Source organism: Pelagivirga sediminicola, assembly GCF_003072125.1.
In the GTDB taxonomy this organism is placed as follows: Bacteria; Pseudomonadota; Alphaproteobacteria; order Rhodobacterales; family Rhodobacteraceae; genus Roseovarius; species Roseovarius sediminicola.
In genome coordinates this window covers 116,278-128,359 of the sequence record NZ_QCYH01000001.1, presented here as the reverse complement: position 1 = coordinate 128,359, position 12,082 = coordinate 116,278, and the positions used below count along the sequence as shown (strand labels likewise).

Below are 12,082 nucleotides of genomic sequence, written 5' to 3'. Positions count from 1 at the left end.
CGGGGGAACATGCGCCGCATATATTGCAAAGCGAGGGGCTGCGAAACTGCCCAAACACCTGCCGACGGAGATCTGTGATGAACCTGCCGCCCAAAGTCACCGACCGCGCCTTCGAGCGCCTGAGCGAAATCGGCGCCGGCGATCAGGGCCGCGCCTTGCGCATCGCCGTCGAGGGCGGCGGATGTTCGGGCTTTCAGTATGAGATCAAGCTGGACGATCCCGCCGAGGATGACCTGGTGCTGGAGCGCGCCGGACAAAAGGTGGTGGTCGATGCGGTGTCGCTGTCTTTCCTGACCGGCGCGGTCATCGATTTCACCGAAGAGCTGATCGGCGCGCGCTTCACCATCAACAATCCCAACGCCAGCAGCAGCTGCGGATGTGGAACATCTTTTTCGATGTAGATCAAAGTCTTGGATCGCGATAGTGATGTATCACATCACCACCGATGACATCACTCCGCAGGCACGATCTTGCGCAAGGCAGGCCGAGGATACACCTGATCAAGGATCAGCCACGCCCCGGCTGTGATCACAAGCCCCGCCCCGATATAGAGCGCCGCGCCCGGAACCTCGCCGAAGACAGCCGCGCCGATGGCGACCATCCACAGGAACTGCAGGTTCATCAGCGGTGTGATCACATAGGCCGGAAGCTGCCGCAGCGCCCCCACCAGCACCCAGCGGGCGGCGAAAAGGATCGCGGCATAGGCGCCGGCCCAGCCGAGGTCGATCGCGCCCATCGGCACCCAGACGAAGGGCAGCGCACAGGCCATGGCCCCCGCGAGCGCCAGATTGGGCCAGAACACCTGCGCCAGCAGATTGTCGTCCCGCAAGCCGATATAGCGCGACGCCATCATCGAAACCGTGCCCAGCAGCGCCGCCGCCAGGGCCACGACATGCCCCGCACCGAAGCCCCCCAGACCGCCCGGCGCCAGGAACAGAAGGCCGACAAGGCCCAGAACCAGCGCGCCCCAGGCCTGCGGGCGCGGCGCCTCGCCCAATACCGGCCCCGACAGGCACGCGGTAAAGAGCGGGATCAGCGCGATGAACAGAAACACCTCCGCAAAGGGCAGCAGGCGGAACGCATAAAAAAACGCAGCGGCGCCCAGCACCGTTGCAACCGCGCGAATGCCCATCGCCCGCGGACAGGCCGTGCGCAGCCCGCGCGGCGCGGGCGCGGCGCGGTCCGCAAACAGCGACAAAAGCGCAACGATGGCGCCTGACAGCGCAAACAGCTGCGGCGCGGCGTAGCTTTCGCCAAACATCCGCGTAATCGCATCGGCGCTGGAGATCAGCGCGGTATAGCCCAGCGTCAGGCCGACACCCAGCACGATGGCGCATCCCTGCACGCGAGCGCCGATCATGGCCGCGTCCCCGCGGCTGCGCGCAACCCGACACGCGCGAATCCCTCGAAAAAGGCGCCGAACTGATCCGTCGATGCCTCGGCCGCGATCAATGCGGCGCGCGCCTCATCCGAAAGCTGCCCCGCGATCTCGTCCTTCATCACGCCCCAGTCGCCGGACCGCGCGGGCCCCATGGAATAGATGCATTGCGACAACTCGCGCAGCGGCGCCGAGCAGGGGCGCGTGCGCGCAAATGTCAGCCGCCCATCGGGGACGGTATCGCCAAAGCCGCCCTGCCCCGCGCGCGACATGAACCAGTTCAGCATCAGGTATTCGTGATAATCATCCTGCAGCCCGTCGCAATCCTCCAGCGAAAAGGTGCGGATTTGCTGCGTCAGCCAGATTTCCCAGACATCGGGCGGCACCTGGCCTGCAAACCGCAGCGCAAGGCAGATTTCCGCCAGCAGATCGGCGTTGAAATCCAGAAAGGCGAGCGTGCCGGCGAACATCAGGCTGGTGGTGATCGCGGCACCGATCTGCGGATCCTTGCGGCCGTATTCGGACAGATAGAAAACGATATGGGTCAGCTCATACGCTGCCTTCTTGTTCGGCATCGCAAAGGTCTGCGAGCGGGCGGCAAAGGCGCGCAGCCGCGCATCCAGCCCGCCGTCATCGGGCAGCGGATCAATGCCGCGCCGCGCGCACAGGCGCCGCGCCTCGGCGCGCTGCAGATCCGACAGTTCGGCCTCGGCCAGCCCCTGCTGCGCGACCCACGCGCTCAAGGCCGCCCCCTTGGAGCCTGGCAGGCCCAGATCCTCAAGGTCGAGGCACAGCGACAGAAGAAAGCGGTAATATTGCGGAAAGAACTCCATCCGCTGCTCGATATCATCATGAAAGGCTGCATAGACATCCAGCGCGCCCGGCGCCAGTTCCGCGTCGGTGGATTCCAGGATATTCAGCATTTCGGCGTTTTCCTTGAGCCAGAAAACATCCTCCTGCGTGCGCCGCCCTTGCGCGAAGGTCTTGAGCAAGGCCGCTTGACGCGCGGCCTTGCTGTGCTGGCGGAACGGGACGTTGAGCTGGACGATGGTCGTCATGTCGGTGATCTCCATTGATCGGTCCGGGCCCAAGGCCCCGTTCAGGTGAGCGCTCAGAGGCTGGAGGTGAACATCTCGACGGCGTCGCCCTCACGCGCTTCGGCGGCCGGGGCCAGCGAAGAGGTGAATGCGCCAACCGCATCGCCCGCCGCCGCACGCGGAGCCAGCGAAGAGGTGAACATCTGAACCGCATCGCCTGCAGCCGCGTCTGCCGCAAGAGAGGGGCTGAGCGAGGATGTGAACATCTCGACATTGTCACCTGCCGACGCATCGGCGCGCGCTGCGGGGCTCAGCGACGAGGTGAACATCTCGACATTGTCGCCCGCCGACGCATCGGCCCGGACAGCGGGGCTGAGCGAGGAGGTGAACATCTCCAGACCCTCGCCCATCGTTGCATCGGCGCGGCTGGCAGGGCTGAGCGAGGAAGTGAATGCCTCGACCGCGGCGCCGTCATGCAGGCTTGCGGCTGTCATCGACGCGGCAGCGGAGGTGGCGAATACGGTTTCAACTTTGCGTTGTGCTGTCATTTTGTTGGTTCCCCAGATTGGTGTTGCAGACCCCTCAAGGCTTGCAGCAGTTCCGAATTCTGCCAAGCGGTTTTTCAACCTGAGGGAGAGTATTAACACGAAATTAACTTCAACTTCAGGTTGTAAGTTCTCTTTGACATTACCAAATCTGAACGTAAAAAATACTTATCCACAGGGGGATTTTCGCGCCATTTCCGCCCATCCCACGGGCATCGGCGGCCCTCCCTCGGCGACAACCTATGCGTGCGCATGCCTCTGTCGCCCCCTTGGCCGGATCGAATCGCACCCCCGTCGCGAACCGATTCGCAGCAGCGTCCGTCCACCGCTTGCCCCCGGCGCGCGGCTGGGCGATAGAAGGGAACGCCTTCCGCCAGCGAGGACTGCCCATGAAGATCGCCACATTCAACATCAACGGCATCAAGGCCCGCATCACCGCCCTGCCCGACTGGCTGGACGAGGCGGACGCCGATGTCGTGCTGCTGCAGGAGATCAAGTCCGTCGACGAGGCATTCCCGCGCGAGCTGTTCGAGGATCGCGGCTATAGCGTCGAAACGCACGGCCAGAAGGGGTTCAACGGGGTCGCGATCCTGTCGAAACTGCCGCTGGAGGACGTCACGCGCGGCCTGCCCGGCGACGAGAGCGACGAACAGGCCCGCTGGATCGAGGCGACGGTGATGGGTGAAACCGCAATCCGCGTCTGCGGCCTCTACCTGCCGAACGGCAATCCGGCGCCGGGGCCGAAATACGACTACAAGCTGGCCTGGATGGACCGGATGCAGGCGCGCGCCGCTGAACTGCTCGCACTGGAAGAGCCGTTCCTGCTGGCGGGCGACTACAACATCATCCCGCAGGACGAGGACGCCAAGCACCCCGAGAAATGGCAGGAGGATGCGCTGGCCCGGCCCGAAAGCCGCGCCGCCTATCGCCGGATCCTGAACATGGGTTTTACGGAGGCGTTCCGCGCGCGCGTTCAGGGGCCCGGGCATTATACGTTCTGGGATTATCAGGCGGGCGCGTGGAATCGCGGCGACGGCATCCGCATTGACCATTTCCTGCTCAGCCCCGACTGTGCCGATCTGCTGGAGGATTGCCAAATCGACGCCGAGATTCGCGGGCGCGAAAAGCCGTCCGACCATGTCCCTGTCTGGGTGCGCCTGCGCGCCTGAGCTGGCCCGGAAAGGGAATGAGTAATGGATAACTTGCGCGGCAGCGCGCTGATGGTTCTGGCGATGGCCGGATTCGCGCTGGAGGATTATTTCGTCAAACTGCTGTCCGAGGGCCTGCCCGTGGGGCAGATCCTGATGATGCTGGGCACCGCCGGCTGCCTGATCTTTGCGGTCTTCACCAAGATGGGACGCGGCAAGCTCTTTACGCGCGTGCTGCTGACCCGCGCCGTGATCCTGCGCAACGTGGGCGAGATCATCGCGGCCGTGTGCTATGTCACGGCGCTGGCGCTGGCGGATCTGTCCACCGTCTCGGCCATCCTTCAGGCCACGCCGCTGGCGGTGACAATCGGCGCCGCGCTCTTCATGGGCGCGCAGGTGGGCTGGCGGCGCTGGTCGGCGATCCTTGTGGGAATGGCGGGCGTGATGATGATCGTGCGCCCCGGCATGGACGCGTTCGATGCCTCCTCGATCTTTGCGGTCATATCGGTCGTCGGGCTGGCCATCCGCGATCTTGCCACCCGCGCGATCCCGCCCAGCGTTTCGTCGATGCAGCTGTCATGCTATGCGTTCGGCACGATGGTGCCGACGGGCGCGGTGCTGCTGTTTTTCAGCGGCGGCGCCGCCCCGCTGGAGCCGGTCGGCTGGGCCTATCTGTTCGGCGCGATGGTGTTCGGCGTGATGGGGTATTACTTCATCGTCGGCGCTATGCGCGTGGGCGAAGTGGCCGCGGTCACGCCGTTCCGCTATGCGCGGCTGATCTTTGCGCTGATCCTCGGCATGACCCTTCTGGGCGAGCGGCCGGATCTGTGGACGCTGATCGGGGCGGCCGTCATCATCGCGTCGGGCCTTTATACGCTGGTGCGCGAACAGCGGCTTGCCCGCGCGCACCGCCGGGCCAAACCTGCCGGACCGCTCTGAGGACGGCGCAGGACAATTCCCTTCGTCTGAGCAATTTGCTAAAGCGGCGCCAACGCATTTCATCAAAGGATCCCCATATGAGCAGCATCATCGACATCCACGCGCGCGAAATCCTCGACAGCCGGGGCAACCCCACCATCGAGGTGAACGTGACCCTTGAGGACGGCACCATGGGCCGCGCCGCGGTGCCCTCGGGCGCATCGACCGGCGCGCATGAGGCGGTCGAACGGCGCGATGGCGACAAGGCGCGCTACATGGGCAAGGGTGTGCTGGGTGCGGTCGACGCTGTGAATGGCGAGATCCTCGATGCGCTGGAGGGCTTCGATGCCACCGAGCAGGTCGCGCTGGACATGGCGATGATCGAAATGGACGGCACCCCCAACAAGTCACGCCTTGGCGCCAACGCGATCCTTGGCGTCTCGCTCGCCGCCGCCAAGGCGGCCGCCGATTACACCGGCCAGCCGCTTTACCGCTATGTCGGCGGCACCTCGGCGCGCATGTTGCCAGTGCCGATGATGAACATCATCAATGGCGGCGAGCATGCCGACAATCCGATCGACATCCAGGAATTCATGATCATGCCCGTGGCCGCGCAGAATATCCGCGAGGCCGTGCGCATGGGCGCCGAGGTGTTCCACACCCTGAAAAAAGAGCTGTCGGCGGCGGGCCTCAGCACCGGCATCGGCGATGAGGGCGGCTTTGCCCCCGATATCGCCAGCGCCCGCGAAGCACTGAATTTCATCCTGAAAAGCATCGAGAAAGCAGGCTACAAGCCCGGCGAGGATATCTATCTGGCGCTCGATTGCGCCGCGACCGAGTATTTCAAGGGCGGCAAATACGAGATGACCGGCGAAGGCAAATCGCTGACCTCAACCGAAAATGCCGACTACCTCGCCGCGCTGGTCGCCGATTACCCGATCATCTCGATCGAGGACGGCATGGCCGAGGATGACTGGGACGGGTGGAAGGCGCTGACGGACAAGCTGGGCGGCAAGGTGCAGCTGGTCGGGGATGATCTGTTCGTGACCAACCCCGACCGTCTGGCCGACGGCATATCGCGCGGCTGCGCGAATTCGATGCTGGTCAAGGTCAACCAGATCGGCACGCTGACCGAAACGCTGCGCGCCGTCGATATGGCCCATCGCGCCGGGTTCACCAACGTGATGTCGCACCGCTCGGGCGAGACCGAGGATGCCACCATCGCCGATCTGGCGGTGGCCACCAATTGCGGACAGATCAAGACCGGATCGCTCGCGCGCTCCGACCGGCTGGCCAAGTACAACCAGTTGATCCGGATCGAGGAGATGCTGGGCGAGACCGCCGAATACGCTGGGCGCAGCGTCCTGCGCGGCTGAAACGCGGGTCTTCGCGCGAAATAGCACGAAAAAAGGCGCGGCAGATCTGCCGCGCCTTTGTTGTTTCTTCAGGCCGCTGAATTTACGGGCACGGCGCCTCATAATAGGTGCCGTCGCCGCGCGAATAGGCGCAAACCTTGCGCTGCTGGTTCTGAGCCACGACGGTACCCGCCGCCGCGCCGCCCAGTGCGGAGATCAGGCGCCATTTGCTGTCCGCGCCAAGCGCTTCGGCTGTCAGCAGACCGGCAGCCGCGCCGCCTGTCACACCGGCAACGGTGCGCTGTTGAGAAGTCATGTTGTCGCAGGCTCCAAGGCCCAGCACGGCGGTGCATGCAATCGCGGATATCCAGGTTTTCATCGTGATCTCCTTTGTCACTCTTTCACTGCTGCCAACGCACGGCGTTTCCCTCGCGGAAAGCCCCAAAAGCGGGCGCTGACACTGAAACGCAGAGTGACACCGAAGGTTCCCAAGAGCACGAAAGGTTTTTTCGATCGGCAGAAAAACGCGGACGACTTGAAACCTTTTGCGCAACTGTGCGTGTATTAGCACGTGGCGCGCAGGCAGTATGGCGAATTCTCCCAACGGTCGGCGCGGGTGCAGGTCCGGCCCGTGAGGGTCGTTTGTGCCGCGAGGGCGGGTCAGCCGCTGTATGATTGAACGAATGTAACCAGTTGCCGGGTCGATCCGTCCTTGTCCGCCAAAGGCGCCGCGCCATCCAGAACCGCCTGTAGGTCCGTGGCCAGCACCTTGCCCAGCTCGACCCCCCATTGATCGAACGAGTTGATGCCGAGCATGACCCCTTCGACGAACACCCGGTGTTCATAGAGCGCAATGATCTGCCCCAGCCTGTAGGGCGTCAGCAGATCGTAGATCAGCGTGGTGGAGGGGCGCCCGCCGGGAAACATCCGGTGGCGCGCCTGCTGCTCCAGCGCCGCGCCGCGATAGCCCTCGGCGCGCATCAGCGCGCGCGCCTCCTCAAGGCTGCGGCCGCGCATCAGCGCCTTGGACTGCGCCAGGCAATTGGCCACCAACAGCCTGTGATGATGCGCCAGCTCCGGCTCGTGGCCGCGTGCGGCGATCAGGAATTCGCACGGAATAACGGCCGTGCCCTGATGGATAAGCTGGTAAAAGGCATGCTGGCCGTTCGTTCCCGGCTCGCCCCAGACGACGGGACCGGACGGATATGTCAGGCTGCACCCGTCCATCGCCACGCCCTTGCCATTGGATTCCATCTCAAGCTGTTGCAGATACGCCGGCAGTCGGCCCAGCCGCTGATCGTAGGGCAGCACCGCGCGCGTCGGATAGCCGCAGGCATGGGTGTGCCACAGCCCGACAAGCGCCAGCATCACCGGCATGTTCGCGTCCAGCGGAGCGGTGCGGAAATGGATATCCATCGCTTCTGCGCCGCGCAGAAACTCGGTAAAGGCATCCGAGCCGATGGCGATCATCAGGGACAGCCCGATCGGCCCCCAGATGGAATATCGCCCGCCGACCCAATCCTCGAAGCCAAAGACGCGGGCGGGATCGATGCCCCATTCCGCCGCCTTGTCCACCGCCGAGGACAGCGCGACGAACTGCGCGCCGGGATCATCCACACTGCGCTCCATCCAGCGGCGCGCGGTCGCGGCGTTGGTCATGGTCTCGGTCGTGGTGAAGGTCTTGGACGCCACCAGGATCAGCGTGCGCGCGGGGTCCAGCCCGTCCAGCGCCGCGGTGATATCGGCGCCGTCGATGTTGGACACGAAATGACAGCGCGGCCCGTCCGCATAGGGCGCCAGCGCCCGCACGGTCATCTCCGGTCCCAGATGAGAGCCGCCGATGCCGATATTGACCACATCGGTGATCGCCCCGCCCGCCCCGCGCAAGGCGCCGCTGCGCACCGCGTCGGCAAAGCCCTTCATGCGCGCCAGCGTGTCCAGCACGCCCGGCATCACATCCTCGCCATCGGCGATCACGGGCGCGCCGCCCAGATTGCGCAGCGCGGTATGCAGCACGGCGCGATCCTCGGTCTGGTTGATATGCGCGCCGGTGAACATCGCCTCGCGCCGGGCGGGCACGCCGCGCGCCTCGGCTTCGGCCAGAAGGGCGGCGCGCGCCTCGGCATCGATCGCCGTCTTGGAATAATCCAGCAGCATCCCGTCCGCCCGGACCGAGAAATCCTCGGCCCTGCCGTCACCGAACAGCGGCGCGATGCCGCGCCTGCCTGCCTTGTCGGCCATGATCTTCAGATCGCGCCACATGGGTCAGGGCGCCCAATGCACGGTGGCATCGTCCAGCAGCGCGGCAATGGGCGCGATCAGCGCATCCTGCCCCTCTGCGCGCTCCAGCGCCTCGCGCTTGTCTGCGCCGGTGATGACGACATGCAGATGCATCGCGGATTTCAGCACATGCGCGGCCAGCGTGACACGCGGCTCCGGCTCGCCCTCGATCCGCATGGGCAGCACCAAGGGCGCGTCATGCGCCAGCGCCGCCTCCAGACCGGGCGCGCGGGGGAAAAGCGATGCGGTGTGCATATCCGCGCCCATCCCGACCAGCGCCACGTCGATCGGAAGGCGCGGCGCGATTGCCTCGGACAGGCGCGGCGCGGCATCTTCGGGCGTCTCGTCCGCGATGTAGAGCGGCAGAAGATTGGCCACCGCCGCCCGCTCGCAGATAAGGCGCTGCGCGATCAGGCCCGCGTTCGAGCGGATATGCGCCTGCGGGCGCCAGCGCTCGTCGCTGGGCAGGATATCGACGCGCTCCCACTCCAGCCGCGCGCCGCAGAGCGTGTCAAAGACCGGCCCCGGCGTGCTGCCGCCCGGCACCACCAGCAGCGCGCGATCGCGCTGGCGCAAGGCCGCGTTCAGTTGGGTCGCGATCACGTCGGCCAGCCCCATCGCCATGAATTCGGCGTCAGGATATTCTTGAAAATTCATGGCTTTATCTCCCGCCAGCGGCGCCCGTCACGATGGATCAGCGCCAATGCGTCATCGGGGCCCGAACTGCCCGTTGCGTATAGCACCGGCTCGGAACCCGGCGCCTCCCATGCTTCGATGATCGGATCGGTCCAGGCCCATGCCGCCTCGACCTCGTCGCCGCGCATGAACAGGGTCTGATCGCCGCGGATCACATCCATGATGAGCCGCTCGTAAGCGTCGGGGATATCCGCGGCCTGCGGCCCCAGCGCCTCGGAAAAGGTCATGTCGAGCGGCACATCGACAAGGCGCATGCCCCCCGGCCCCGGCTCCTTGATGGTGACGCCCATCTCGATCCCCTCGTTGGGTTGCAGGCGGATCGTCAGGATGTTGCGGTGCCGCCCCGCGTCCGAGCCGAAGATCGAATGCGGCGCGTCCTTGAACACAACCGCGATCTCGCTTGCGCGCGCGCGCAGACGCTTGCCCGTGCGCAGGTAGAACGGCGTGCCGGCCCATCGCCAGTTGCCGATCCGCGCCTTGAGGGCAACGAAGCTTTCGGTCGTGGTGTCGCGGCTGCCCACCTCGTTGCGGTATCCGGCCAGCCGGTCGGTGGCCTCGTACTGGCCGCGCACCACGTCCCTGGGCTCGACCGGCTCCAGCGCGCGGATCACCTTCAGCTTCTCATCGCGCACCGAATCGGGATCGTATTTCGCGGGCGGCTCCATCGCGGTCAGGCACAAAAGCTGCATGATGTGGTTTTGCATCATGTCCCGCATCGCGCCGGATTTGTCGTAATAGCCGCCGCGCGTGCCGACGCCGCCCGACTCGGCCACGGTAATCTGGATGTGATCGACATACTGGCTGTTCCACAGTGGCTCGAACAAGGTGTTGGCAAAGCGGATCGCCATCAGGTTCTGCACCGTCTCCTTGCCGAGGTAATGGTCGATCCGGTAAATCTGCGCCTCGGTGAAATGCTCTGCCAGAACCTTGTTCAGCGCGCGCGCGGAGTCCAGATCGCGACCGAAGGGCTTTTCCACCACGATCCGGCAGTCCGGATTTGACAGCCCATATGTGTGCAGACGCATGGCCAGATCGCCGAACAGCGACGGGCCGACCGAGAAGTAAAAGGCGCGGATCCGCTCGGATCCGGCCAGCCGGTCCTGCAGGGCGTCCCATCCCGTCTCGCCCGCGGCATCCAGCGCGACATAGCTTAGCTGCTCAAGAAACGGCTCCAGATGCGCGGCGTCGCTGGCGGCGTCGACGTCGAATTCGATGATCGCATCGCGCGCGAAGGCGCGGTAGCCCGCATCGTCCATCTCGGCGCGCGCGGCGCCGATGACGCGGGCCTGCGCGTCCATCTGGCCCGCGCAGAAACGGCGAAAGAGCGCCGGCAGGATCTTGCGCCGGGCCAGATCGCCGGTGCCGCCGAAAATGACCAGATCGAACGGCTGGACGGGTATGACGCGCGATACCATTGGCTTTCCCCTCAAGGCGTTCTGCACCGTCTTCGGGCGCGTTCTGATGTCTTGCCGCCCGCACAGGCCGGGCCGCTTGTCGCGCCGCGCCGCGCCTCCATGGCGGGCCTGCCCGCCTGGCCGAGCGGGCCGCACCGGGCGCACTTTAGCAGTCTTGGCCGCGTTCACAACTGTGTCAGACATGCGCGCACCGCTTTCCCCGGCGCGCGGGCCGCGTTAGGCAGGGCCGCCAAAGCACAGGTCAGGACAGCATGAAAGAAAGCGCAGCCCCATCGGCGAATATCGGCAAGTTCCAGGACCCGAAACGCACCGCGAAGGGCGAGCCGCGCGCCCATGTCGGCCTGACGCGCCCGCGCACGCTGTGGTTCAATACGGGCACGCTGTGCAACATCGAATGCGCCAATTGCTATATCGCCTCCTCGCCCAGCAACGATGCGCTGGTCTACATCACCGAGGCCGAAGTCGCGGCGTATCTGGACCAGATCGAAGAACGCGCGTGGCCGATCGAGGAAATCGCCTTTACCGGCGGCGAGCCGTTCATGAACCCCGAGATGATCGCCATGGCCCGCGCGGCGCTGGCGCGCGGCTACAAGGTGCTGGTCCTGACGAACGCCATGCGCCCGATGATGCGCCCCGCCATGCAGGACGGGATCGCAGAGCTGAGTGATGCCTATCCCGGCCAGCTGACGCTGCGCATCTCGGTCGATCACTGGACCGAGGAGCTGCACGACAAGGAGCGCGGCGAGGGTGCCTTTCGGCAGACCATCACCGGTATGAGATGGCTTGCCGCCACCGGCGTGCCCATGGCCATCGCCGGGCGCACCGTCTGGGGCGAGAGCGAGGACGAGGCGCGCGCAGGTTACGGCGCGCTGTGCGCGCGGCACGGTTTTGACATAGATGCGGGCAATCCGGCGGCGACCGTGCTTTTTCCCGAAATGGACGAGAATATCGAAGTCCCCGAGATCACGACCGCCTGCTGGGATATCCTGAACATCTCGCCGGGTTCGGTGATGTGCGCATCCTCGCGCATGGTGGTCAAACGCAAGGGCGCGGCCAGCCCCGCCGTGCTGGCCTGCACGCTGCTGCCCTATGCGCCCGAATTCGAACTCGGCACGACGCTGGCCGAGGCCGAGCGCGACGTGGCGCTGAACCATCCCCATTGCGCCAAATTCTGCGTTCTGGGCGGCGCCAGCTGCTCGGCCTGACCGGGCCGGTCGCGGCGGCGAGGGACGAGCGGGGCTCTGCCCCGCACCCCGGGATATTTGCGGCAAGAAGAACCAGCGGTGCGCGCCCGGCGTCTTGATGGTGCG

Annotated in this window: 12 protein-coding genes; 5 read left to right on the top strand and 7 right to left on the bottom strand. The window is 65.5% G+C overall.

From position 1 onward, the window contains the following. Positions 1-77 precede the first annotated feature (77 nt). The gene (locus DC366_RS00530; protein ID WP_108690245.1) at positions 78-401 is read left to right on the top strand and encodes a HesB/IscA family protein; all 324 of its coding nucleotides are present in this window, start codon (positions 78-80) and stop codon (positions 399-401) included. 50 nt (positions 402-451) lie between these two features. Here DC366_RS00530 and DC366_RS00525 read toward each other — a convergent pair whose 3' ends face one another. Genes DC366_RS00525 through DC366_RS00515 form a run of 3 tightly spaced genes read right to left on the bottom strand, consistent with a single transcriptional unit; the run spans position 452 to position 2,963 of the window. Next, positions 452-1,360: a DMT family transporter gene (locus DC366_RS00525; RefSeq protein ID WP_108690244.1), complete on the bottom strand. Its 909-nt coding sequence runs from the start codon at positions 1,358-1,360 to the stop codon at positions 452-454. Then, positions 1,357-2,451 carry a DUF6902 family protein gene (locus DC366_RS00520; RefSeq protein WP_243404991.1) on the bottom strand — a complete coding sequence of 365 codons (1,095 nt, stop codon included), beginning with the start codon at positions 2,449-2,451 and terminating at the stop codon, positions 1,357-1,359. The genes DC366_RS00525 and DC366_RS00520 overlap by 4 nt, the downstream gene beginning before the upstream one ends. Positions 2,452-2,489: 38 nt before the next feature. Continuing rightward, the gene (locus tag DC366_RS00515) at positions 2,490-2,963 is read right to left on the bottom strand and encodes a DUF6749 family protein (RefSeq protein ID WP_133176144.1); all 474 of its coding nucleotides are present in this window, start codon (positions 2,961-2,963) and stop codon (positions 2,490-2,492) included. A 386-nt stretch (positions 2,964-3,349) separates the two neighbouring features. Between DC366_RS00515 and xth the strand changes: the two genes are divergently transcribed. From xth to eno, 3 genes are all read left to right on the top strand, one after another. Continuing rightward, positions 3,350-4,129: an exodeoxyribonuclease III gene (xth, locus tag DC366_RS00510; protein WP_108690242.1), complete on the top strand. Its 780-nt coding sequence runs from the start codon at positions 3,350-3,352 to the stop codon at positions 4,127-4,129. Between the two features lie 24 nt (positions 4,130-4,153). Beyond that, positions 4,154-5,047: a DMT family transporter gene (locus DC366_RS00505; RefSeq protein WP_108690241.1), complete on the top strand. Its 894-nt coding sequence runs from the start codon at positions 4,154-4,156 to the stop codon at positions 5,045-5,047. A gap of 77 nt (positions 5,048-5,124) precedes the next feature. Next, on the top strand, positions 5,125-6,402 hold the full coding sequence (eno, locus tag DC366_RS00500) for a phosphopyruvate hydratase (protein ID WP_108690240.1): 1,278 nt from the start codon (positions 5,125-5,127) through the stop codon (positions 6,400-6,402). An 82-nt stretch (positions 6,403-6,484) separates the two neighbouring features. On the opposite strand, the gene DC366_RS00495 is transcribed toward eno, so the two are convergent. From DC366_RS00495 to zwf, 4 genes are all read right to left on the bottom strand, one after another. Beyond that, on the bottom strand, positions 6,485-6,760 hold the full coding sequence (locus DC366_RS00495) for a YMGG-like glycine zipper-containing protein (RefSeq protein ID WP_108690239.1): 276 nt from the start codon (positions 6,758-6,760) through the stop codon (positions 6,485-6,487). A 281-nt stretch (positions 6,761-7,041) separates the two neighbouring features. Further along, positions 7,042-8,643 carry a glucose-6-phosphate isomerase gene (pgi, locus tag DC366_RS00490; RefSeq protein ID WP_108690238.1) on the bottom strand — a complete coding sequence of 534 codons (1,602 nt, stop codon included), beginning with the start codon at positions 8,641-8,643 and terminating at the stop codon, positions 7,042-7,044. Between the two features lie 3 nt (positions 8,644-8,646). Then, positions 8,647-9,318 carry a 6-phosphogluconolactonase gene (gene pgl / locus DC366_RS00485; RefSeq protein ID WP_108690237.1) on the bottom strand — a complete coding sequence of 224 codons (672 nt, stop codon included), beginning with the start codon at positions 9,316-9,318 and terminating at the stop codon, positions 8,647-8,649. Further along, positions 9,315-10,772 (bottom strand): glucose-6-phosphate dehydrogenase, encoded by a 1,458-nt coding sequence (zwf, locus tag DC366_RS00480; RefSeq protein ID WP_108690236.1) that lies wholly within the window; start codon positions 10,770-10,772, stop codon positions 9,315-9,317. Before zwf ends, pgl begins: the two co-directional genes overlap by 4 nt. Before the next feature lie 251 nt (positions 10,773-11,023). Here zwf and DC366_RS00475 point away from each other — a divergent pair, with 251 nt between their 5' ends. Continuing rightward, a complete protein-coding gene (locus DC366_RS00475) occupies positions 11,024-11,977 on the top strand; it encodes a radical SAM protein (RefSeq protein WP_108690235.1) in 954 nt (317 codons plus the stop codon). Positions 11,978-12,082 lie beyond the last annotated feature (105 nt).

Excerpts from the sequence above, each read along its gene's own strand:
- DC366_RS00515 (WP_133176144.1), bottom strand. The coding sequence starts at position 2,963 with ATGACAGCACAACGCAAAGTTGAAACCGTATTCGCCACCTCCGCTGCC.
- DC366_RS00520 (WP_243404991.1), bottom strand. The coding sequence starts at position 2,451 with ATGGAGATCACCGACATGACGACCATCGTCCAGCTCAACGTCCCGTTC.
- eno (WP_108690240.1), top strand. The coding sequence starts at position 5,125 with ATGAGCAGCATCATCGACATCCACGCGCGCGAAATCCTCGACAGCCGG.
- xth (WP_108690242.1), top strand. The coding sequence starts at position 3,350 with ATGAAGATCGCCACATTCAACATCAACGGCATCAAGGCCCGCATCACC.
- DC366_RS00530 (WP_108690245.1), top strand. The coding sequence starts at position 78 with ATGAACCTGCCGCCCAAAGTCACCGACCGCGCCTTCGAGCGCCTGAGC.
- DC366_RS00475 (WP_108690235.1), top strand. The coding sequence starts at position 11,024 with ATGAAAGAAAGCGCAGCCCCATCGGCGAATATCGGCAAGTTCCAGGAC.
- DC366_RS00525 (WP_108690244.1), bottom strand. The coding sequence starts at position 1,360 with ATGATCGGCGCTCGCGTGCAGGGATGCGCCATCGTGCTGGGTGTCGGC.
- DC366_RS00495 (WP_108690239.1), bottom strand. The coding sequence starts at position 6,760 with ATGAAAACCTGGATATCCGCGATTGCATGCACCGCCGTGCTGGGCCTT.
- zwf (WP_108690236.1), bottom strand. The coding sequence starts at position 10,772 with ATGGTATCGCGCGTCATACCCGTCCAGCCGTTCGATCTGGTCATTTTC.
- pgl (WP_108690237.1), bottom strand. The coding sequence starts at position 9,318 with ATGAATTTTCAAGAATATCCTGACGCCGAATTCATGGCGATGGGGCTG.
- DC366_RS00505 (WP_108690241.1), top strand. The coding sequence starts at position 4,154 with ATGGATAACTTGCGCGGCAGCGCGCTGATGGTTCTGGCGATGGCCGGA.
- pgi (WP_108690238.1), bottom strand. The coding sequence starts at position 8,643 with ATGTGGCGCGATCTGAAGATCATGGCCGACAAGGCAGGCAGGCGCGGC.